This is a genomic window from Neptunomonas antarctica (genome assembly GCF_001305295.1).
In the GTDB taxonomy this organism is placed as follows: domain Bacteria; phylum Pseudomonadota; class Gammaproteobacteria; order Pseudomonadales; family Balneatricaceae; genus Neptunomonas; species Neptunomonas antarctica.
On sequence record NZ_LJSI01000023.1, the window covers coordinates 25,519 to 45,854 of the forward strand.

A 20,336-nucleotide genomic window follows, 5' to 3' on the forward strand; every position below is an offset into this window, starting at 1 on the left:
TGACCCATGCAAAACCTGCTAAATGTACGGCCGAACGTTGGCCAGGTACGAAAGGAAGACGGCTCCATCATGCCGGCCGACGGCTGCCGCGTACCGAACCACAGCTACTACCGCCGCCGCTTACGTGACGGCGATCTGCTAAGCGTCGGTCAAGCCGCGTCTTCAGAACAGTCACCCCAGCCGCCCGCCGCTGAAACAGCGGTGCTGGCTAAAAACAGAGGCGCTAAATAATGGCGATTTCATTCGATAGCATCCCCGCTAGCCTGCGCACCCCCGGCGCATACATTGAGTTTAACAATGAGCTGGCCGGTGCGGCTGGCATCATGCATAAGATAGTCGCGGTCGGGCAGCGCTTGCCGACAGGCACACAGGTCGAAGGCGAGCCGGTGCGCGTTACCGATCCCAGCCAGGCAGTCAGTCTGTTTGGCCGTGGTTCTATGCTCGCGCTGATGATTGCAGCGGCGCTGGGTGCCAATGCCAATACCGAGCTCTGGGCTATTGCCCTAGACGATGATGCCGCCGGTCAGGCCGCAACCACGACTATTGAGGTCTGGGCGCCACCGACGGCTGCCGGCACCCTGATGCTCTATATCGGTGGTAGCCGCGTAAAAGTCGGCATAGCGTCGGGTGATGATGCCGCTGCAGTGGCGACCAGTATCAACGCGGCTATCAATGCCGATCTGGATCTACCGCTAACGGCAACGGTCTCGACCGACACTGTCACGCTCACGGCGCGTCACAAGGGCGACGTGTTTAACGCGCTGGATATCCGCACCAACTACTACGCCGAGGTGATGCCGGCAGGCCTGGCATTGACGATCGGCACTATGGCCGGTGGCACCAGCAACCCTGATCTGGGCCCGGCTATCGATGCATTAGGCGACGAGTGGTTTAACTGGATCATCAACCCTTATACCGACACGTCTAATCTGGTCGCGTTAGAAACCGAGCTGGGCGACCGTTGGGGGCCGATGCGCCAGATTGGCTGTCGTGCTTTTAGCGCCTTTTCTGGCACTCATGCCGTTACCGGCACCTTCGGTTCGGGGCGTAATAACGAGCACATCACTTGCCTGGGCACAGGTGCCAGCCCCACCCCGACCTATAGTGCCGCCGCTATCAACTGTGCCGTGGCCGCCTTGTCGCTGAGTATCGATCCGGCCCGTCCGCTGCAGACGCTGACCTTGCCTGGCATGCTGGCACCGGCGCGGCATGAGATCTGGACCCGTCAAGAGCGTAACTTGCTGCTTTATGACGGCATCAGCACCTACACGGTCGACCGAGACGGCACCTGCCGCCTCGAGCGCCAGATCACCATGTATCAGACCAACAGCGCCAGCCTGGCGGATGCCTCATATCTGGATATCTGCACCCCCGAAACGCTGGAGCGAATACGGTTTGAGCAACGCTTGCTGCAGTCGCAGAAGTACCCGCGCTATAAGCTCGCCGACGATGGGACCGCCTTTGGCGTAGGTCAGGCGGTGATTACGCCTAAAATCTGGCGCGGTGAGCTGCTGGCGCTGTATCGAGTATTGGAGCAACGCGGCTGGGTCGAGGATTACACAAACTACGATCGACTCTTGATAGTCGAGCGCGATAGTGATGATCGCAACCGTTTGAACTGGCGCGATACACCAAACCTGGTCAATCAGGCGCGGGTGTTTGCCGGTAAACAGCAATTCATAGTGTGAGGTGAGAGATGGCTAAAGTAGCGAAGAAAATACTGATCACAGTGCCCGGCATAGGGCGCGTTGAGAGCCTGCCGGGGGGCTCATTTAACCCCGGCGGGAATAGCCGTGCGGCGGTGGTGACCGAGTCTGATCGCGTGCATTACAGCGAAGAGACGGCACCGGCAACCCTGTCGTTCCGCCTGCCTAATCTGCCGGATACTTTCGACCAGGTACGCGATATGGCGGGCGTCAATGTGAATGTTCAGGACGATAGCGGCCAGAGTTGGATAGTCACCGATGCCTTCACTACCACACCCGCATCACTCAGTAACGGCGAGATCTCGGTAGAGATGTCCGGCAACCCAGCAGAGAAGGTATAACCATGAGCACTATTACCGGCACCCTGACCCACGGCTTTAAATTTAAAGAAAAGCTGCAGAAAACCTTTGAGATGAGCGAGGTTGAAACCGCCGGCGCGCTGTTCGATGCCGAGATAGAGAGCGGTGGCTTAGAGAACCAGTTGGCCTTTAATGGTGCGTTGATTGCCCGCCAGCTAGTGCGTATTGGTGATTGTGACGGGCCGTTTACGCTATCTCAGATCCGCGCGCTAACCCCAGGCGACTTTCAGGTGCTACGTGAGGCGCAGGGAAAGCTCGACAGAGCTGCCAGCAGCGGCTCGATGCGCGAAAGCGAGGCTGGGACTGCATAGCGTTAATCGCGCTGAAGACGCACTGGCCGCGCGCTGAAATACGGGCGCTGCCGATCGATGAATTCAATCACTATCTAGAGATGTTTAGCCGTGACCGATCTGACAACTAGCCTCCGGCTTGACCTGAGGAACTCACAGTTTAACCGTGGCTTGCTGCAATCAGGCCAGCAGGTGCAGCGGTTTGCTAACGGCTCGACGCGTGAGTTGCGCGGTTTGAACCAGCAGTTCAGGCAGCTGACCGGCGGCGTAATGGGCAGTTTTCGCAACCAGTTGCTGGCTATCGGTGCCAGTTGGTCGGGGCTACGAATCGCTAAAGACTCGGCGCTGTTAGATAAGAATTTGACGCGCATGTCACAAACCGCCGGCGTGGCCCGCACCGAAACGAAGGCGCTACGCCAAGAGCTTTTCGCGTTACAGCAACAGTACGGCGTGGCGGTTGATAGCTCGCGGACGGCCAACGATACATTGCTGGCGTCTGGATTGAGTTGGGCTGAGGCGCTGAAAGCCACCCAAGCGATCGCGCCGGCCTCAGCAGTCACGGGTGCCAAATCAGACGCCCTGGCCGGTGGCCTGGCGGTAGGCAGTGAGATATTCAACTTCGATCTGGCGCAGGCCGGTGTGGCCACCGATATACTCGATAAGATGACAGTCGCGGGGCGAGCAGGGAATGCCGAATTGGAAAATCTGGCGAGCATCTTCGCGCGGGTCGGCGGCAATGCCAAAAAAGCCAATCTGGATTTTGATCAGACGTTAGGATTTATCGAACAGCTGTCGTTTATCGAGCGCAAACCCGAACGTCTAGCGACGCTGGCAGACAGCACCCTGCGCATCTTCACTAATAATATTTATCAGCAAAAAGTCCACGATTCGCTCGGGGTCGATTTCTACAACAAAAAAGGTGAGCGCCGCGATTCATTCTCGGTAATTGGCGACATCTCTACTATTTATCAAAAGCAAAAAACCGATCAGCAGCGCGATGCGCTGATTGCCGCCGCGTTCGGCAAGACGGATCTGGACACCCAGCGCGGCATACAGCAGCTTTTAAGCGGTGATAATGTGGCTGGCATGCGCGCTATTACTGGTAAGTCGCGGGGGGCAGCGGGCGCTATCGCTGCCGATGTCAAAGACGCCCTGGACAATGCGATCGACCAAACCGGCCGGTTGAAGGGCGCATTGGGTCAGGCCGCCGATGCGTTCGTTATGCCCATTAATGCCGCCATCAGTAAGATAATAAAGCACACCCTAGACAGCAAAAAAGAAGGCGGCCTGGGGCTGGACGGCAAGGATCTGCTGCTGGGCGGTGCGGCGACACTGGTCGGCGGCGCTGCACTCTATAAATACGGCGGCGGTGTGGCGAGAAAACTGTTCGGCGGGGCCGGTAATCTGGCGGGTGGCGTGGCAGCCGGTGCCGCATTAGAGGAGATGGCGGGTGTTACACCGGTTTATGTCGTCAATATGCCGGGTAGTTTGGGTGGTATGCCTGCTGCCGCGCTCCCTACCACACCTACCGTACTGCCTTCTGCTGCCACTTCGGTGTTTAGTCGGGCGCGCACCGCTGCCGCCTTACTCGGCGGTAGCAATCTGTCGGCCCTGCCTATGTATGGCAGTGCGGCGCTGGGGTGGGCGGGCGTCGGCGTAGCAGGAGCCGGAGCCGCTGGCTATGGCGTTGGCTCGCTAGTCAATCGCGGTTTTCAGTACTCAGACGATAATTTTGACACCAGCATTCAGTCCGCGCTGGCCGACACCCTCGGCAAAAGCCTGGCTAAAATAGCGGCGGCGCTGGGCAATGATAATGCCAAGGCGGCACTGGATGCCGACGCCCGCGCCCAGGCGACGTTAAAAATCGAAGTCGACGACAGGCGCGTTAATGTACGTAAAATTGATGCCAGGAATATAGCGGTCGATATGGCCGGCGTATCTATGATGATGCCATGACGAGCTGGCGCGCGCGTTTACAGCCCGGTTCATTTCGGGGCGTTAGTTTCTCGATAGACCAGGCAAGCGGCCAAGGGGGGCGTCGGGTCGCGCTGCATCAGTATCCGCAGCAAGAACAGCACTGGGCAGAGGATCTGGGCAAAACAGCGGAATCGGAACGCCTGCAGATGTTTGTGGTAGGGCCTGATTATGATCTGGAGCGTGATCAGTTAATTGAGGCCCTCACGCAGCCAGGGCCGGGCACATTAGTGCACCCTTATCTGGGCACACTACGGGTGCAGATTCAGCAATATAGCTGGACCATCACCACACGCCGGGGCGGTTTCTGTCAGATAGATATTGAGTACCTGCGTGCCGGCCAGCGTCAGTATCCCATTGCTATGGCCGCCAATGCGCACGCGCTGAACAGCGCCGCAGAGGCTGCTAGCGTCGCCGTGCAGGATGAATTTGCAGCAGAGTTCAGTGTAGAGGGTCTGCAGCAATCTGTACTAGACGCGGCGACCGATCAACTTGCGTCTGTCACCGACACCCTGGGTAGTATTAATGGCCGCATCAGCAGCCTGATGCAGCCGCTGGACACCCTGGTTACTCAGATCAACGAGTTTACCGACCAGCTAAAAGACCTGGTGCTGCAGCCCCTGAAATTGATCAACAAGCTGGGCGCGATCGTGGTGTCTATTATCGGCGGTGTGAATGATATCGCCGGGGCATTCAATAGTTACCATTCGCTGCTGTCGGCGTTCGGTATTTTTGAGTCAGTACCGCAAACCACCCCCAGCAGAAAGCAGCAGGCTGCGAATCAGGCGGCCCTCAGTAACGCGCTGCTGGGGCTGGTTGTGATTGAAACGGCGCGGCTTATTGCCAACAAACCCACCCCCTTCACTACTTACGACCAGGCGATAGCGAGCCGCGATAGTATTCTTGAGCAGCTCGACAGCTTGATTGACGCTGGCAGCGATGCCGAGTACTACGCCCTAGCAGATCTGCAAAGCGCATTAATGCGGCGGGTGGATGACGTCGCACCTGGGCTGCAGCGTATCGAACAGATACGGCTACAGCGTCCGCTACCGGCATTAGTGCTCGCCCATCAGCTATACGGCGACGCTGATCGCGCCGAGGAACTGATCCAACGTAACAACATCAGCCATCCAGGCTTTATGCCTGCCGGTGTCGATATCGAGGTGCTGCAATGAGCGATCAACTGATCCTAATGATGGACGGCAAGCCGCATCGCGGCTGGACCCGCGCCACCGTCGGGCGCTCTATCGAGCGTGGCCCGCAGCAGTTTGATGTGAGTCTGACCGATACCTGGGGAAATACAGAGGGCATTAATCCCCGCTCGGTTCAGATCGGCATGGGGCTGCAGGTCTATGTCAATGACGACTTGCTGCTGACTGGCTATATCGATGATGTCGATCCTGAATATGGCGCTACCACCCATGCCTTGAGTGCCCGAGGCCGTAGCAAATTGGGCGATCTGGTGGACTGCTCCACCGAAGGCAAGCAGTTTAGTGGCCAGAGTCTGGCGCAGATCGCGACGCTGCTCTGTAAACCCTTCGGTATTAGTGTGCTGATAGACGCGAGTGCCAAAACTGCCGCTAATCAGCCCTTCGTGGGTAAGACGCCGACGTTAGATTTAGGCCAGCCCATTTGGGAATTTTTAGAAGAACAAGCGCGGATTCGTGCCGTGCTGCTGATCTCTGACGAGCAGGGCAATCTGCGTATCACTCGCGCCGGCACTGCCCGCGCCGATGTCGCGCTCGCCCTGGGGAAAAACATTAAGAGCGCGTCCGGGAGTTTTAGCGCGCAGGCGTTGTTTAGTGATTACATAGTCACAGGTCAGCAGCCCAACACGCCTCAGGTCAAGCTTGAAGGCGTTGATAACAGCCAGCCTAAGGCGGCGATTTCGTCGTCGGCGACGGTTGCCAGGCACCGGCCATTCGTCGTTAGCTCTGATAACCCGCTCGACATCGCCGGCTGTAAAACCCGTGCAGAATGGCAACGCAACGTGCACGAAGGCCGGTCGGTCGGTGTTGTATATACGGTGTCAGGCTGGCGCCAGACGTCGGGCGGCCGAATCTGGACGCCGAACGAGTTGATACAGGTCACCGACCCTTGGATGGGGTGGAATGACCAGCGCTTAATCGTCGAGACTCGCCTGATGCTAGATGACGACGGCAGTAATACCGAGATCCGGGTCATGCCAAAAGAAGCGTTTGCGCTGGTGCCAGAGGTCGAGACGGTCTCGCGGGGGTTTATCTTATGAGAGAGTTATTACGCCAGGCATTTCGTAAGATTCGCCGCATCAGCCAGCGCGCGTTGCTGCGCCGCGTTAGCTACGCCAACAAAATCCGCTACTTGCAGCTGCAGGTGGAAGGCGGCCAAGCACTGGCCGATATCGAACATCTGGAGCCCTTCGGTTTTACTTCGCATCCACTGCCGGGTGCCGACGTGATAGCGCTGGCGTTTAATGGCAACGGTTCTCACACAGTCGCCCTGTTAGCCGGTGATCAGCGCTATCGATTGGTCATAGAAGAAGGCGAGGCCGCCGTCTATAACCAGCACGGCGATAAAGTGCATATCCGCAAGGATCGCGTCGTCGAGATAAAAGCCAGTGTACAGGTCCTCATCGACACCCCCGAGGTCGTCTGCTCAGGCGTAGTCAAAGCGGCTGACTTTATCACCCACCGTGGAGCCAGTGCGGATCAGCATACACACCCACAAACCGCCAGCGGCACAACAGAGGAGCCTAACCTATGACCATGCTCGCACTCGCCTGGAGCGATCTAACCCAGCAGATAGATCTGCAGGCGCGTCCATCCGATCGACTGACCTGGCTGGAAAACGCCGTCACTATCAGCCTCTTTACTGATGCCCGCGCCTCGGCCGATGACGCACTGCCGGATGGTGGCGTCGAACGGCGCGGCTATTGGGGCGACATTGATCTGCCAGAGGGCGAGAGTTTAGGCAGTAAGTTATGGCTGCTGGCACGCGAAAAAGTGACCCCGCCTGTGATTAACAAGGCGCGTGATTATTGCAGCGCTGCACTCAGCTGGATGGTCGATGACGGCCATCTGTTAGCGGTGAATGTCGATGCCCAGCGTGGCGCGCTGGATAGAATTGAATTTGAAATCAACTGCCAGCTGCCTGACGGCAGCTGGATAGCGCTATTACGGGAGCACTACCATGTCGTTTAGCCGTCCATCCCGTCCCGATCTGCAACAACGTGTCGCGGCGGATATTGAACGCCATGGCGATCAGAAGTCCAGCCGCCGTGGCGATATCCACTACCCGCTCTCGCAAGCCGTGGCCGGCGTTGCCCATGGTTTACATGGTCACTTGCAATATAACGTCGCTCAGCTGTTTGATGACACGGCCGACGCTACCAACCTGCTACGCCGGGCGGCTGAAGTCGGCATTTATCAGATTGCCGCCAGCCGCGCCGCCGGCACAATGACCTTCAGCGGCACCGATGCGGCGCAGATCCCGGCCGAAACCTTGCTCCAGGACGATAGCCAGCTAATCTATCGCGTCACCGTTACGGCTGTCATAGTTGCGGGGTCGGCGGTTGTTCAGGTAGCGGCCGCCGCTGCCGGCGTAACTAGCAACCAGCTAACGGGCGCTAAGCTCCGCCTGATGCAGCCGGTGCTGGATATCGACAGTGAAGCCACGGTTATCAGTCTCGCGGGCGGAGCCGATATCGAGTCGATCAGTCGCGTCAAGAAGCGTCTATCAGCGCGCCGCAAAAATCCACCCATGGGCGGTAATCAATCGGACTATATCGCCTGGGCTAAAGCCGCCCACACCGACGTGACCCGTGCTTGGTGTTATCCCAACGGCATGGGCATTGGTACTGTGCTGGTGCGGTTTGTTACCGATAACCTGTCATCAGCGATAGCCACCCAGGCGCACATAGATGCAGTCACCAACTATATCGACAGCCGTCGCCCGGCAGGCATGGCGGGGTTTTATATTGGTGCGCTAACCGCCAAGCCCCTAGATATCACTTTTACGCGATTAGAGCCCCTCACCGCTGCCGTTAAAGCCGCCATCGCCGCCGCGCTTAATGATTTGATCAGCCGTGAAGGCGAACCCGGCGGTGAGTTGCTCTTGAGTCAGATCAACGAGGAAATATCGCTGGCCAGCGGTGAGCGCGATCACAGAATCTCCTTGGCTGATAATTTTAGCTGCGCGGCACATGAGTTCCCTGTGCTGGGTGTACTTGCCTGGCCGACATAAGCCATTAATTTAATTGTTATATAAGGAACGCCTAGATGGATTATCCAAAAACCGATGTGAGTGCACGGTTATTAAACGACAAATTCACAGACGGTGACCCGGTGGGTGGCATCCCCGCTAGCCGCGATTCTGCTGATTATCAAAATATGGTTTTTGATGAACTGATTAATCTCATCGAAGGGGCGGGCCTGACACCCAGCGAAGACGATCAGACCTTAGTGCTGCAGGCCGTGCAAGCGCTGTCGGCCACCCGCGCGCTGGGAGAGCCATTTTATCACAGCGGCGAGACACCGCCGGTGGGCGCAATGGAGTATGTTGGCCAGCTGCTCAACCGTGCCGATTATCCAGAGTTGTGGGCCTATATTAGTGATGTGGACCACGGCTTTACACTCGTCACTGATGCTGCATGGAGCGCAGGACGGCTGGGTTGCTGGTCGACGGGGAATATGTCAACTACATTTCGCGCACCCAAAACCCTGGGTGAGTTCGTGCGCGTCTGGGACAGCGGCGGCAGCGTTGATGCAGGGCGAGTGCTGGGTAGCACGCAAGACAGTCGAAACAAGGCTCACACTCACGTATACGGTAAGGTCGTCAGTCAGCAGATTTCGGGGGATGGGCAGGGGAATACCCACGCCCGCAACAATAACGGCACAGGCACAACAGAATCAGAAGGCGGCACAGACGCTCGCCCCCGCAACATTGCCCTGATGCTGTGTTTTTGGTACCAGTAAAAATCATAAGGAGAGCATCATGCAGCATCACTTTGATCACGCCACGCGTCTATACACCCACTCATCAGACATGATGGTGAATCCGCGTAAACCCGCGCAATTTTTATCCCTGGCGTTTGCTACCGCCGATGCGCTGCCCGCGCTGAAGCCGGACGAAGTCGCCCAGCGCAACGCCGACGATACCGCCTGGCTCGTGTTTGAAGACCATCGCGCTAGCCTGGCTTGGCATACCGAGACAAAAGAGCGTATCACTATTAATGACGTCGGGCCGCTGCCCGCTCACCTGACCGTTAGTGAGCCAAGCGCGTACGACAGCTGGCAAAATGGCGCATGGGTAACGGATACAGCGGCGGTGCTACAGGCCGCCCGCGATGCAGCGGCAAACGCCGTGCGCGACGGCTTTAGCGCGTCAATCAAACAGCCGGTGGCGGCTAACGATACTACATGGAACGGCGGTATGGACAGTGCGCTTGCGATCGACGGTGCGGTGCGTCTTGCCGAGCAAATGGGCCAGACAGAGATTGACCTGTTTGATGCAGCTAACCAGGCCTACAGCCTCGATATCGGCACCGGGCGCACCATCGCGGCCGCCGTCGGCGCGGTCTACCAGGTGAAGCTGGCACGCAAACAACAGCTGCTGCGTGATATCGCCAGCGTCTCCTCTAGTGAACTAGACGCGCTTATCTGGACCGATTGAGATGCCACATAGCTTGAGTGACTACCGTGACACACTGCTGGCATTGCTGCCCCGTGGCGATGCCTGGTCCACCGATGCCGACAGTGCCCTCGGCCAGCTCATGAGCGGTGTCGGCGAAGAATTTGCACGCATCGAACAGCGTGCAAACGATCTGCTCACAGAAGCTGCCCCCAGCCAGACGTTTGAGTTACTCGACGAATGGCAGCAAATGTACGGCCTGCCCGATACGTGCAGTGGCGAGCAAGTCTTTCAGCAGCGGCGCATCGCTCTAGTGCAGAAATACCAGCTGATGGGCGGCCAGAGCCGTGAGTTTTTGCTGGGTATCGCCGCCGTACTGGGCTATGAAATCGCCATCACAGAATACCAACATCGCGGATTTGGCGCGGATTTTGGCACAAATTACGCAGGCCACGATTGGAATAACGTCGTGCAGATCAACGCGCTACTAATCAACTACCAAGAGCGCAGCCACGGCCAACCGCACGGCGAAACTTACAGAACATGGGGCAATGCCGGACTAGAATGCGTATTCAACCGCCTGATCCATGCACATCGCCACATCATCTATAACTACCAGGAAACGTTAGACTGATCCTCGCTACAGACCTTCACTAACAGCCCTCGCCATCAACAGCGAGGGCCTTCATAACCCCTTTAAACCGCTAAATTCCCGCTAAACCACTGAACCCCTTCCCGTAAGCCCAACACCTCCGATCTGTTTTTATATAACTTGCAAACTACAAACAGACCGGAGCGCCCGATGAGCAACCTGTTATATCCAAAATTCAAAGAAGCCGCGTTAAAAGGCGAAGTCGACCTTTTGACAAATGATGTAGTCGCGGTGCTGGTTGATAGCGCCGACTATACCTATGCAGCAACCCATACCACGATGGCAGATGTACCCGCCATCGCGCGTGTTTCGATGACAGCAGTACTGACCGGGAAAACCGTTGTTGACGGTGTTTTTGATGCCGCTGATTCAGTTTACCCCTCTGCTACCGGCGACGAGTCCGAAGTTGTGATTTTAGCCACGGGTACCGGTTCAATAGAGACCTTTAAACTGGTCGTTTATATAGACACCGCCACCGGCTTGCCTGTGATCCCCAATACTGGCGATATCAATGCAGTGTGGGATAACGGCGCTAATAAGATTTTTAAGCTGTAACTATTATGATCGAACTCGAACCTATTGGCTGGCGAGTTAGATACAACGCCGATGGGCATACTTTTAGCGCATCATGCGAAGTGATCAACTGCCTCAATGAAACAGTTGAAGTTCACATGGGTATGAGCCTGACGCCGGGTGCGTTTATGCGGTTTAGGGTCGAGCTGCGCAAAGAGTTTGCCGCTATGGGGTATCGGGTAGCGCGATATATGCACAATGGCCGAGTGATTGAGGAGCAAATAGTATGAGTTTATTTCCAACAGAATCAGAAACGATTGCTAAAAATGTTCAGATAGAACAAAAAGCGATTCAGACTCAAATCGAGCAGGCGACTACGGCGCTATCGACGGCACTCAACCGGGCACGTAATTTGGGTGTGTTTGCCTATCGTCAGTATTTGAACGGCGCTGCTACAGCCTCCGATTTGCAGGTTATTGCGGATAAATTCGCCGTGGGTGCCGCTCCAATTATCGGATTCAGTAAAACTATTACCGATCTTGGCGCGATAAAAGACGCCGATGAGGCGGTATTTCTATCAAATTTAAATGCATATGTGACTGATCCTACTAATCCTGTTGATGAGGCAGGGTACCGCACTAGATTCCTGGTTGAATAATGCCTAGGTATGGTGCAACGCTAACGCTCCCAGCGATAACGGGGAGCCATACAAATTTTGCTGTTTTATTGACGAATGCCTCTTTCCCCGTTGCGGCTATAGATGGTGGTGCTACCTCGATTGCCAATGGTGGTGGGAACTTACGTGCTTACACTGACGACACTAAAGCAACCCAACTGCCTGTTGAGGTTATTAGTTTTGTCACAGGTGGAAGCCCTCAGATTCAGGTTAGGGTTAAGACTACAGCGTATACAGGCGCTACAATCTATATCGAGTCTGATACTGTCGCTTCATTGCAGCCAGGAGAAACTGAGGACTATGGCCGTAACAATGTATGGACGGATTACTTAGCAGTCTTGCATCTAAACGATTCATCTTATGTGGATTCTACAGGGAATGGTCACGATGGTGTCGCGTACGGGGCAGTAACTCAGACTACTTATGGGGCTCCTTTTGGAAGCACATGGACTGATTTTGGGTCAACTACTAGCAAACTAACCCTTACCGACACAGCTAATTTATTAGACTCTAGCTTCTTTACTATAACCACATGGAACAGGAGAGACGTCTTACATTCTGGCGGCATAATATCTAATAGGCATGAGTCAATTTCTGCTAACTGGTTCCAGCTAAATGCCCGCGGCTCTTCCAATGAAGAGCTGCAGGGCATTGTCCAAGACGGGGCAGGAGAGAGTGGAGCAATTACTGGTCCTCAGTATGTAAATATAAGCCCAGTAACAAAGACAACAAGGTCGTGCCTGTCTTCAGATGCAATAAATTGCTACATATATGTTAATGGTGTTATTGCCGCAACTAATGCTATGCCGGGGAATGGGCAGCTTACAAATAGTCAACCAATATTAGTTGGTAACTACTATAACGGAAACTTAGCATTTAATGGGAAAATAGGCTCAGTCACTATTAGATTGGGGTCTATTGACCCGAATAGAGAGGCGGCGGAGCACTCGAATGAATCCAGCGATACTACGTGGTTAACTGTAGGTGCATGGGATGATCAGGATGTAGGCGGTGCGCCAACTTATACAATAACACTAGATAGCATTGCCTCTGGCGCTACTGTTGGGCAATCTGCACTAGCTCCTTCACCCGTATCGGTTCAGTCTTTGTCCGTGGCTTCTGGTGGCAGTGTTGGCGAGCCTTCATTTATACCGATTCAATCAATCAGCGCCGAAGGTGTCGGTACTGATACGCAGGTAGGTGGGGCTGTAATCACACCTGGCCCAGTGGTGGTTGAGTCTGTAGGGGTATCGAATCCTAGCGCTGTTGGTGCTCTTGTATTCAATCAAGGTGGCGCACCTAGTCAGGTAATCAGCGCCGAAGGTGTCGGTACTGATACGCAGGTAGGTGGGGCTGTAATCACACCTGCCCCAGTGGTGGTTGAGTCTGTAGGGGTATCGAATCCTAGCGCTGTTGGTGCTCTTGTATTCAATCAAGGTGGCGCACCTAGTCAGGTAATCAGCACCGAAGGTGTCGGTACTGATACGCAGGTAGGTGGGGCTGTAATCACACCTGCCCCAGTGGTGGTTGAGTCTGTAGGGGTATCGAATCCTAGCGCTGTTGGTGCTCTTGTATTCAATCAAGGTGGCGCACCTAGTCAGGTAATCAGCACCGAAGGTGTCGGTACTGATACGCAGGTAGGTGGGGCTGTAATCACACCTGCCCCAGTGGTGGTTGAGTCTGTAGGGGTATCGAATCCTAGCGCTGTTGGTGCTCTTGTATTCAATCAAGGTGGCGCACCTAGTCAGGTAATCAGCACCGAAGGTGTCGGTACTGATACGCAGGTAGGTGGGGCTGTAATCACACCTGCCCCAGTGGTGGTTGAGTCTGTAGGGGTATCGAATCCTAGCGCTGTTGGTGCTCTTGTATTCAATCAAGGTGGCGCACCTAGTCAGGTAATCAGCACCGAAGGTGTCGGTACTGATACGCAGGTAGGTGGGGCTGTAATCACACCTGCCCCAGTGGTGGTTGAGTCTGTAGGGGTATCGACTTCTGCTGCTGTAGGTGAGTCATCATTAAGCGCCGGTACCGTTAGTTTTACGCCAAGTAGTATTGCCTCTGGCGCTACTGTTGGGCAATCTGAACTAGCTCCTTCACCCGTATCGGTTCAGTCTTTGTCCGTGGCTTCTGGTGGCAGTGTTGGCGAGCCTTCATTTATACCGATTCAATCAATCAGCGCCGAAGGTGTCGGTACTGATACGCAGGTAGGTGGGGCTGTAATCACACCTGCCCCAGTGGTGGTTGAGTCTGTAGGGGTATCGACTTCTGCTGCTGTAGGTGAGTCATCATTAAGCGCCGGTACCGTTAGTTTTACGCCAAGTAGTATTGCTGAAACAGCTACTATAGGCGTGCCTGCGTTAATTTCTCAAGAACAAACGCTTCACTTAATAGGGCTTGATAACAGCAGTGCAGCGGGAGTGCCGCGCATTGGTGAAGTTGTTTCCGCCTGCCCTATCGCCTGTTTGGATCTTGTTGTATCACAAGGAACGTTAGAACTGCTGGTTTGGCGGCCCACACTAGATATTGAAATTCAAAGGATTTGCCAATGAGTATAGTAATCAAACAAGGCGAATCATTCTCGGTAACCGTTACTCCGCGAGATGATAAACATAGAGAATATAATATTACCGAGGGCGTGTGGGAGTGTTGGTTGGGTATCTATGATGCCGATGGTGGGGAGTATTATGCTGTGCAAGTTTTTGATATCGCCGACAGCGATAAAGCGTATATAGCGAATGTAGAGACGTCTGTAACAGCGGCATTACTACCACGAAAATACATCATGGCAATCAAAGTAAAGCGCACTGATAGTACACCCGCGCTGTCTATCGAATCACACGGGCAAATAACTATTCAAAAGGGGTTTATTAACTAAGGAAAGAGGAAGCGGCTTGATCTACTGAGCATAGTTAACCAAGCCCCAATCCACAGTGCGCAAACACTGTGAACCAGCTAAGGCTCCCTCACCACGACGTCATGGCGGAGGTAGCCTATCAAATCTAACGGTAGGTTCACACATGCTAAACGAAATACGTTGTATTAAATGCTCTAAATTATTAGCGAAAGCTATTTTTTCTGAAATCGAAATCAAGTGCCCACGCTGTCGGCACATACAGAGGGCCATGAGCCCCATCACAAAAGATGGAGTACTACATGGCAAAACCTCTAACACCTTGGATAGGCGGCAAACGTCGCCTGGCTAAACATATCCTACCGCTGTTCCCTGATCACCAATGCTACGTTGAGCCGTTCGCAGGGGCGGCAGCTCTCTTCTTTATAAAGGAGCCATCCAAAGCCGAAGTGTTAAACGACATCAACGGCGATATGGTGAACCTCTATAGAGTGGTAAAACACCATCTGGAAGAGCTGTATAAACAACTCAAATGGATGCTCTGCAGCCGTCAAAACTGGGAGTGGCTACACGCCACCCCAGTCGCAACGCTCACCGATATACAACGAGCTGCTCGGTTCCTCTATCTACAAAAGCTGGCCTTTGGCGGCAAAGTAGCCGGACAAACCTTTGGCTCCAGCACCACTAATCGCCCCCGATTCAACATCTTCACGATGGAGCAAGATCTGGCCGACGCCCACTATCGATTAGCGGGAGCAACAATAGAAAGCCTCGACTGGAAAGCCGTCATCAAAAAGTACGACCGACCTCATACGCTATTCTACTGTGATCCACCTTACTGGCAGACCGAAGGCTACGGCGTGGCCTTCCCATTCGAGGAATACCAAGCGATGGCTGAACTAGCCAAATCGATACAAGGAAAAATGATAATCAGCATCAATAACCACCCAGACATACGGGCGCTTTTTGACGGATTAAACCTTAAAGAAGTAGATCACAAATACACAGTAGGAGGAGGATCAAAAGCAGTAGCAGTTAAAGAACTAATTTATACGAATTTCTAACAGGGGATTTCAACAAACGCGGCGTGAAAGGTATGACAAAAAGCGCGTTAATCCGCGCCAAAAGCGCCGCGAATTTACAATCAGTGAAGTGATAATTATATTTTTAAGTGAGATACAAAAAAGCCTCACATATCTTATAAAGAATAGCGAGGCTTCAATGTACTGAGATGGTGCCCGGACTCGGAATCGAACCAAGGACACGAGGATTTTCAATCCTCTGCTCTACCGACTGAGCTATCCGGGCATCTCAAGAGGGGCGTATTCAATCATTTTATGTCTTTAATATCAAGCCAAATATAGATTTTATATAAGAAATTCGATTAGCTAATAATGAAATGTCGTCTAAACTATCATGTATAGTTGCCGCTACCCTTAGAAATGCAGCATTCAATATTAATATTCAGCAGTTATCATTTGTATATTGGTCCTTATTATATGAAACATAAGGCATGGAGTGGCAGATTTGCTTCCTTTCAGGAAAAAAAATAACAAGTCAAAAGAGTTGGTTGCTATTCATATTGCTCCAGAAGGTGTTGCTATTGCTTCAGCCTCTGTTGTTGCCGGCCTGCGTAAATTATCCTACGTCGCCTTCCTTGATGTCTCTGAACCCTTAAATAATGCGTCGTTGGTTGCTTCTGAGGTTTCAGAGGTCGGGTTGTCTGATAGTTGTTGCTCCTTAGTACTATCAACCGGGGAGTATCAACTCTTATTAGTAGAGGCTCCGGAAGTGCCTAAAGATGAACTGAAAGAAGCTCTTATATGGCGTGTAAAAGATTTAATCCAGTATTCGACTGATGATGTAATTATTGACTTTTTTGAGTTGCCTGATGATGCATTCCGGGGACGAAGAAAAATGCTGTATGTCGTTGCAGCTGACCGTAAATTGATTGAAAAGCGTATATCTTGGCTGGAAAGTATTAAGCTGACGCCTGTGTATATTGATGTGCCTGAAATAGCACTGCTAAATATAGCCGAGAACCTTAGTGAGTCTGAAGCGGGTACAGTAATTCTCTACTTAGATGAGAAGCAAAGCATTGTTAATATGATGTCGGGTAGCTGGTTGTACCTTTCTCGAGCGTTGTCTTATAGTCACAGTGCTCAGTTAGATAATACCGTTTTAGATTTACAGCGCTCTATGGATTATTTTGAGAGTCAAATAGGCAAGTCTGCATGTACACGGATTATCGTTTTACCATTACAAATAGGTGAAACGCCTTTAATGATGGAGCTACGTCGTAACTTGGATGCCGATGTGCAGTCGCTTGATCTGGGCGATGTTATCGAATCAGATGTGCCATTAGCCATTGATCTTCAGCAGCGCTGTTTTTTGGCGATTGCTGCTGCATTACGTAATGAAGCAGGCGCATAAGTCATGAAGCAAAGAATTAACCTATTACCGCCGAGGCCCATTGTTGAGCGTGATTTTTTGAGCTTTGGATACGTGATTTCAGGGGTCATGAGTGTATTGGTTTTGTGTTCATTGATCTCGGGTGGGTTATGGTACGACATTAATGATACTAATTTACGCTTGAATCAACTTGATGACGAGAGGCAGCAGCAGAAGCAGCAGTTAGACAAACTCGGCGTCATGCAACGTCAGCGAACACCTGATGTTGAATTAATGGCTTATCGGGATCGGGTAAAACAAACAGTTTTATCCAAACAACGTCTGGCCGGCTTGTTAGAGACAGTGCAACCGGATCGTCGACAAGGTTTTTCAGAAGGGTTGCTCGCTTTCTCGAACAGTACTCCGGATAAAGTATGGATAACCGGTTTTAAAATGACCACGGGCTCTTTGGTTTTAGATGTTGCGGGAGAGAGTGCTGATGTCTCGCAGATCCCGCTTCTATTACGACAACTAACGCAACAGAGTGTTTTTCAGCAGATCAGCTTTGCTGAATTAGTAACAGAAAGAACGGAGGCACAAACTTATTTGTTTAATGCTCATGGACTAATATTCGGGGATGACCATGACTAATCCTATGGCAGAAAAATTTAATGTATTAAACAAACGAGAGCGTTTGTTGATTACGGCTACTGTTATCGTATTAATTATAGTCATGTTTTTTATGTTCGCGATTGAACCCCTGATGAAAACCTCATCTGCACTGGATGCGCAGATCGAGCATCAAGAGCGTATAACGAATGAGCAGACGATTGAAATAGAGTCTGTTTCAAAAGCTTTGATCCTTGATCCTTCTGAATCCGTTCGACTAGAGATAAAAGAATTGGATCTGCTTGATCAGAGTTTGACGGTTCTACTGAAGAAGCGTTCTGTCAATTTGATGGTTCCATCACAGATGAGTCATGTACTTGAAACAGTGCTGCATAATAAACCTGGTCTTATCTTACAGCGGCTTTCTTCATTACCATTGGAACCGTTACGATTGTCTTCTGAGTCAGAATCGGATTCTACGTCTGTATCAGCGTCAGCAAGTAGGGATGCTTCTTCGGTGTTGAGCGCTGCGCCTGTTTATTCTCATGGTTTTGAAGTGGTCTTACGCGGAGGATATTCCGATATTTATGATTATCTTCGTCGACTTGAAAGTCTTTCCTCTTCTTTTTTCTGGGATTCGCTGGAGTTTAAAGTGGCTAATTATCCTGATTCAAAAATAACGTTGCGTGTACATACGTTAAGTGCGGTAGAGGGCTGGCTGGGTGGCTAAATTTTTGGTTATGTTGTTGATGTGTTATTCGGTTAACGGGGTTGCAGAATCACAGCTCAAAGATCCTACGCAGCCTTACCGCGCTAAAACGTCTGTATCCAATGTTGTTGATATACATACGGATTATCAGGTTTCTGCCATTCTTAAAAGAAAACAGGCAGCGTGGGCTATCGTAAATGGTATAAAAGCGGGAGTAGGGGATCAGGTTGATGGCGCAAAAATTCTTCGGATAGCGTATGACCGGGTGCTGTTAGATGTAGGGGATACTCAGCGCTGGGTATCTCTTTCCAATTATTATGGGCTGAAAAAGAGCCAGTAACGTTATAAGGTTTGCTCATGAAGTATATGCAACGACATCTGATTCTTGTGATGGCAGGATTTTTGGCAGGATGTCAGTCTATTGGACACGTAACAGAAGAGCCTCCTCAGCAGGAATCAGAAAAAATTCTACAGGCGGCTGTTGATGCTGCTGAAAGGGTCCCGTCTGTGGCGCTGCCCATGTTGTCATCTTTAGCCCCGCTGCGTTTAGATGATTTAGCAAAAGTACAGGAAGAGCGTTTTGATGTATCGGCTAGGCAGCTTTCTGCCAGAACGTTTTTCATGGGGTTAGTGGAAGGCTCCCCTTACAACATGATTGTACATGAGGGGATCACCGGTCAAATTTCGTTACAACTTAAAGATGTGACCGTTGCTGAAGTAATGAAAGCGGTACGTGATGTCTATGGTTATGAATATAAGCGTACGGGTAATTTGTATCAGGTCGTTCCGGCAAATATTGAAACATTGATTTACCAAGTCAACTATTTAGATGTACAGCGGGAAGGTCAATCACAAACATCGGTGAGTGCTGGTTCCGTTAGTCAGGCAGGAAGCACTAATAGCTCATCGGATAGTTCTTCGAATAATAATTCGTCAAGTGATTCAAGTGGGAGTTCCTTGATCGGAACGCACATCAGCACACGCAGTAAAACAGATTTTTGGGGCGGGTTGCAGGAAACACTTTCGGCTATTATCGGAAGTGAGAAAGGCCAGCGGGTTGTCGTGACACCACAGGCCGGTGTGGTAGTGGTGAGAGCGCTCCCTAGTGAACAGCAGACCGTACGTGAATATCTTGAAAAAGCAGAGCTGATTTTGGGTCGTCAGGTAGTGATTGAAGCAAAAATCCTTGAAGTTAAGCTGAGCAATGGTTTTCAGGCGGGTATCGACTGGCAAGCTTTCGGACAAATTAATGACAAGAATTCCGGAACATATAGCCAGAGTGGTGGTACATCAAAAGTCATCAGTCCAACCCTGGGTGGTATATTTAGTGCCAACTTGAAGTTGAATGACTTTACTGCCCTGATTAGTCTGTTAGGCACGCAAGGTGATGTACAGGTACTGTCGAGTCCGCGCGTATCGACAATGAATAATCAAAAAGCGGTGATTAAAGTAGGTACTGATGAGTTTTATGTGACCGGTGTTTCCAGTACGACGACAACAGGCACAGCGACAACCACAACGCCAGAGGTCGAGCTCACACCCTTTTTCTCGGGTATTGCTTTAGATGTGACACCACAAATCAGTGCAGACAATGAAATTATTCTGCATATCCATCCATCGGTCAGTACCGTTGAAGAAGAGCAAAAATTGATTAGCGTTGGAGGTAGTCAGTTCGATATACCGTTAGCGTTGAGCTCAATTCGTGAAACCGATAGCATCGTGCGTGCGAGTAGTGGGCAAGTGATAGTTATTGGCGGGCTGATGACGTCTGGCAGCACCGATACATTTGCTAAAGCGCCGGGGCTTGGCGATATTCCTGGTTTAGGTAAGCTTTTTCAGCAGCGTAGCCAAGGTTCGAATAAAAGTGAACTGGTTATTCTGTTAAGGCCGGTTATTGCAAATGCGACAGGCTGGCAGCAAGAACTGCAGCGTAGCCTTGAAGGTTTTCAGTCATTGAAGCAACGTTAATCAGAAATATCAGAGCTGGCCTATAAAGTGG

General features: G+C 52.1%; 25 protein-coding genes and 1 tRNA gene. 25 read left to right on the top strand and 1 reads right to left on the bottom strand.

What is annotated here, in order from left to right; translation table 11 throughout:
* Nucleotides 1–6: 6 nt before the first annotated feature.
* The 20 genes from Nant_RS04185 (at nucleotide 7) to Nant_RS04275 (ending at nucleotide 15,692) form a co-directional block, all read left to right on the top strand.
* Complete coding sequence (locus tag Nant_RS04185; protein ID WP_054340394.1) at nucleotides 7–231, top strand: DUF2635 domain-containing protein; 225 nt, start codon at nucleotides 7–9, stop codon at nucleotides 229–231.
* Nucleotides 231–1,688, top strand: a complete 1,458-nt coding sequence (locus Nant_RS04190) for a phage tail sheath subtilisin-like domain-containing protein (protein WP_054340395.1) — start codon at nucleotides 231–233, stop codon at nucleotides 1,686–1,688. Before Nant_RS04185 ends, Nant_RS04190 begins: the two co-directional genes overlap by 1 nt.
* Nucleotides 1,689–1,696: 8 nt before the next feature.
* The gene (locus Nant_RS04195; RefSeq protein ID WP_054340396.1) at nucleotides 1,697–2,047 is read left to right on the top strand and encodes a phage tail tube protein; all 351 of its coding nucleotides are present in this window, start codon (nucleotides 1,697–1,699) and stop codon (nucleotides 2,045–2,047) included.
* 2 nt (nucleotides 2,048–2,049) lie between these two features.
* Entirely contained in the window at nucleotides 2,050–2,376 is a 327-nt protein-coding gene (locus tag Nant_RS04200) for a hypothetical protein (protein WP_054340397.1), read from the top strand.
* A 90-nt stretch (nucleotides 2,377–2,466) separates the two neighbouring features.
* On the top strand, nucleotides 2,467–4,311 hold the full coding sequence (locus tag Nant_RS04205) for a phage tail tape measure protein (protein ID WP_054340398.1): 1,845 nt from the start codon (nucleotides 2,467–2,469) through the stop codon (nucleotides 4,309–4,311).
* A complete protein-coding gene (locus tag Nant_RS04210; protein WP_054340399.1) occupies nucleotides 4,308–5,504 on the top strand; it encodes a DNA circularization protein in 1,197 nt (398 codons plus the stop codon). The genes Nant_RS04205 and Nant_RS04210 overlap by 4 nt, the downstream gene beginning before the upstream one ends.
* Nucleotides 5,501–6,577, top strand: a complete 1,077-nt coding sequence (locus Nant_RS04215; protein WP_054340400.1) for a phage baseplate assembly protein — start codon at nucleotides 5,501–5,503, stop codon at nucleotides 6,575–6,577. The genes Nant_RS04210 and Nant_RS04215 overlap by 4 nt, the downstream gene beginning before the upstream one ends.
* Nucleotides 6,574–7,071, top strand: coding sequence for a phage baseplate assembly protein domain-containing protein (locus tag Nant_RS04220; RefSeq protein ID WP_054340401.1), 498 nt, complete (start codon nucleotides 6,574–6,576; stop codon nucleotides 7,069–7,071). The genes Nant_RS04215 and Nant_RS04220 overlap by 4 nt, the downstream gene beginning before the upstream one ends.
* On the top strand, nucleotides 7,068–7,508 hold the full coding sequence (locus tag Nant_RS04225) for a phage GP46 family protein (RefSeq protein WP_054340402.1): 441 nt from the start codon (nucleotides 7,068–7,070) through the stop codon (nucleotides 7,506–7,508). Before Nant_RS04220 ends, Nant_RS04225 begins: the two co-directional genes overlap by 4 nt.
* 142 nt (nucleotides 7,509–7,650) lie before the next feature.
* A complete protein-coding gene (locus Nant_RS04230) occupies nucleotides 7,651–8,550 on the top strand; it encodes a baseplate J/gp47 family protein (RefSeq protein ID WP_162224923.1) in 900 nt (299 codons plus the stop codon).
* Nucleotides 8,551–8,585: 35 nt separating this feature from the next.
* The gene (locus Nant_RS04235; RefSeq protein ID WP_054340404.1) at nucleotides 8,586–9,281 is read left to right on the top strand and encodes a phage tail protein; all 696 of its coding nucleotides are present in this window, start codon (nucleotides 8,586–8,588) and stop codon (nucleotides 9,279–9,281) included.
* Nucleotides 9,282–9,300: 19 nt separating this feature from the next.
* A complete protein-coding gene (locus Nant_RS04240) occupies nucleotides 9,301–9,978 on the top strand; it encodes a hypothetical protein (RefSeq protein ID WP_054340405.1) in 678 nt (225 codons plus the stop codon).
* 13 nt (nucleotides 9,979–9,991) lie between these two features.
* Nucleotides 9,992–10,570, top strand: coding sequence for a YmfQ family protein (locus Nant_RS04245; protein WP_162224924.1), 579 nt, complete (start codon nucleotides 9,992–9,994; stop codon nucleotides 10,568–10,570).
* A gap of 168 nt (nucleotides 10,571–10,738) precedes the next feature.
* Nucleotides 10,739–11,143: a hypothetical protein gene (locus Nant_RS04250; RefSeq protein ID WP_054340407.1), complete on the top strand. Its 405-nt coding sequence runs from the start codon at nucleotides 10,739–10,741 to the stop codon at nucleotides 11,141–11,143.
* 5 nt (nucleotides 11,144–11,148) lie between these two features.
* Nucleotides 11,149–11,391: a hypothetical protein gene (locus tag Nant_RS04255; RefSeq protein WP_054340408.1), complete on the top strand. Its 243-nt coding sequence runs from the start codon at nucleotides 11,149–11,151 to the stop codon at nucleotides 11,389–11,391.
* Nucleotides 11,388–11,759 (top strand): hypothetical protein, encoded by a 372-nt coding sequence (locus Nant_RS04260; RefSeq protein WP_054340409.1) that lies wholly within the window; start codon nucleotides 11,388–11,390, stop codon nucleotides 11,757–11,759. The genes Nant_RS04255 and Nant_RS04260 overlap by 4 nt, the downstream gene beginning before the upstream one ends.
* Nucleotides 11,759–14,326, top strand: a complete 2,568-nt coding sequence (locus Nant_RS04265; protein WP_054340410.1) for a LamG-like jellyroll fold domain-containing protein — start codon at nucleotides 11,759–11,761, stop codon at nucleotides 14,324–14,326. Before Nant_RS04260 ends, Nant_RS04265 begins: the two co-directional genes overlap by 1 nt.
* Nucleotides 14,323–14,652 (top strand): hypothetical protein, encoded by a 330-nt coding sequence (locus Nant_RS04270; protein ID WP_054340411.1) that lies wholly within the window; start codon nucleotides 14,323–14,325, stop codon nucleotides 14,650–14,652. The genes Nant_RS04265 and Nant_RS04270 overlap by 4 nt, the downstream gene beginning before the upstream one ends.
* Nucleotides 14,653–14,794: 142 nt before the next feature.
* On the top strand, nucleotides 14,795–14,980 hold the full coding sequence (locus Nant_RS20965; protein ID WP_076496049.1) for a Com family DNA-binding transcriptional regulator: 186 nt from the start codon (nucleotides 14,795–14,797) through the stop codon (nucleotides 14,978–14,980).
* Nucleotides 14,931–15,692: a DNA adenine methylase gene (locus tag Nant_RS04275; RefSeq protein ID WP_054340412.1), complete on the top strand. Its 762-nt coding sequence runs from the start codon at nucleotides 14,931–14,933 to the stop codon at nucleotides 15,690–15,692. The genes Nant_RS20965 and Nant_RS04275 overlap by 50 nt, the downstream gene beginning before the upstream one ends.
* A gap of 168 nt (nucleotides 15,693–15,860) precedes the next feature.
* On the opposite strand, the gene Nant_RS04280 is transcribed toward Nant_RS04275, so the two are convergent.
* Nucleotides 15,861–15,936 (bottom strand) — tRNA-Phe (locus tag Nant_RS04280).
* Between the two features lie 210 nt (nucleotides 15,937–16,146).
* On the opposite strand from Nant_RS04280, the gene pilM reads away from it, so the two are divergent.
* From pilM to mshL, 5 genes are read left to right on the top strand one after another with little or no spacing between them, the layout of a single operon-like run.
* A complete protein-coding gene (gene pilM, locus Nant_RS04285) occupies nucleotides 16,147–17,061 on the top strand; it encodes a type IV pilus biogenesis protein PilM (RefSeq protein ID WP_054340413.1) in 915 nt (304 codons plus the stop codon).
* 3 nt (nucleotides 17,062–17,064) lie between these two features.
* Nucleotides 17,065–17,670: a PilN domain-containing protein gene (locus tag Nant_RS04290; RefSeq protein WP_054340414.1), complete on the top strand. Its 606-nt coding sequence runs from the start codon at nucleotides 17,065–17,067 to the stop codon at nucleotides 17,668–17,670.
* Complete coding sequence (locus tag Nant_RS04295; RefSeq protein ID WP_054340415.1) at nucleotides 17,663–18,358, top strand: hypothetical protein; 696 nt, start codon at nucleotides 17,663–17,665, stop codon at nucleotides 18,356–18,358. The genes Nant_RS04290 and Nant_RS04295 overlap by 8 nt, the downstream gene beginning before the upstream one ends.
* Nucleotides 18,351–18,677 (top strand): hypothetical protein, encoded by a 327-nt coding sequence (locus tag Nant_RS04300; protein ID WP_054340416.1) that lies wholly within the window; start codon nucleotides 18,351–18,353, stop codon nucleotides 18,675–18,677. Before Nant_RS04295 ends, Nant_RS04300 begins: the two co-directional genes overlap by 8 nt.
* A 17-nt stretch (nucleotides 18,678–18,694) precedes the next feature.
* The gene (gene mshL / locus Nant_RS04305) at nucleotides 18,695–20,305 is read left to right on the top strand and encodes a pilus (MSHA type) biogenesis protein MshL (protein WP_054340417.1); all 1,611 of its coding nucleotides are present in this window, start codon (nucleotides 18,695–18,697) and stop codon (nucleotides 20,303–20,305) included.
* Nucleotides 20,306–20,336 lie beyond the last annotated feature (31 nt).

Coding starts and splice junctions, on each gene's coding strand:
- Nant_RS04185 (WP_054340394.1), top strand. CDS start 7: ATGCAAAACCTGCTAAATGTACGGCCGAACGTTGGCCAGGTACGAAAG.
- Nant_RS04190 (WP_054340395.1), top strand. CDS start 231: ATGGCGATTTCATTCGATAGCATCCCCGCTAGCCTGCGCACCCCCGGC.
- Nant_RS04195 (WP_054340396.1), top strand. CDS start 1,697: ATGGCTAAAGTAGCGAAGAAAATACTGATCACAGTGCCCGGCATAGGG.
- Nant_RS04200 (WP_054340397.1), top strand. CDS start 2,050: ATGAGCACTATTACCGGCACCCTGACCCACGGCTTTAAATTTAAAGAA.
- Nant_RS04210 (WP_054340399.1), top strand. CDS start 4,308: ATGACGAGCTGGCGCGCGCGTTTACAGCCCGGTTCATTTCGGGGCGTT.
- Nant_RS04215 (WP_054340400.1), top strand. CDS start 5,501: ATGAGCGATCAACTGATCCTAATGATGGACGGCAAGCCGCATCGCGGC.
- Nant_RS04220 (WP_054340401.1), top strand. CDS start 6,574: ATGAGAGAGTTATTACGCCAGGCATTTCGTAAGATTCGCCGCATCAGC.
- Nant_RS04225 (WP_054340402.1), top strand. CDS start 7,068: ATGACCATGCTCGCACTCGCCTGGAGCGATCTAACCCAGCAGATAGAT.
- Nant_RS04235 (WP_054340404.1), top strand. CDS start 8,586: ATGGATTATCCAAAAACCGATGTGAGTGCACGGTTATTAAACGACAAA.
- Nant_RS04240 (WP_054340405.1), top strand. CDS start 9,301: ATGCAGCATCACTTTGATCACGCCACGCGTCTATACACCCACTCATCA.
- Nant_RS04250 (WP_054340407.1), top strand. CDS start 10,739: ATGAGCAACCTGTTATATCCAAAATTCAAAGAAGCCGCGTTAAAAGGC.
- Nant_RS04255 (WP_054340408.1), top strand. CDS start 11,149: ATGATCGAACTCGAACCTATTGGCTGGCGAGTTAGATACAACGCCGAT.
- Nant_RS04260 (WP_054340409.1), top strand. CDS start 11,388: ATGAGTTTATTTCCAACAGAATCAGAAACGATTGCTAAAAATGTTCAG.
- Nant_RS04265 (WP_054340410.1), top strand. CDS start 11,759: ATGCCTAGGTATGGTGCAACGCTAACGCTCCCAGCGATAACGGGGAGC.
- Nant_RS04270 (WP_054340411.1), top strand. CDS start 14,323: ATGAGTATAGTAATCAAACAAGGCGAATCATTCTCGGTAACCGTTACT.
- Nant_RS20965 (WP_076496049.1), top strand. CDS start 14,795: ATGCTAAACGAAATACGTTGTATTAAATGCTCTAAATTATTAGCGAAA.
- Nant_RS04275 (WP_054340412.1), top strand. CDS start 14,931: ATGGCAAAACCTCTAACACCTTGGATAGGCGGCAAACGTCGCCTGGCT.
- Nant_RS04290 (WP_054340414.1), top strand. CDS start 17,065: ATGAAGCAAAGAATTAACCTATTACCGCCGAGGCCCATTGTTGAGCGT.
- Nant_RS04295 (WP_054340415.1), top strand. CDS start 17,663: ATGACTAATCCTATGGCAGAAAAATTTAATGTATTAAACAAACGAGAG.
- mshL (WP_054340417.1), top strand. CDS start 18,695: ATGAAGTATATGCAACGACATCTGATTCTTGTGATGGCAGGATTTTTG.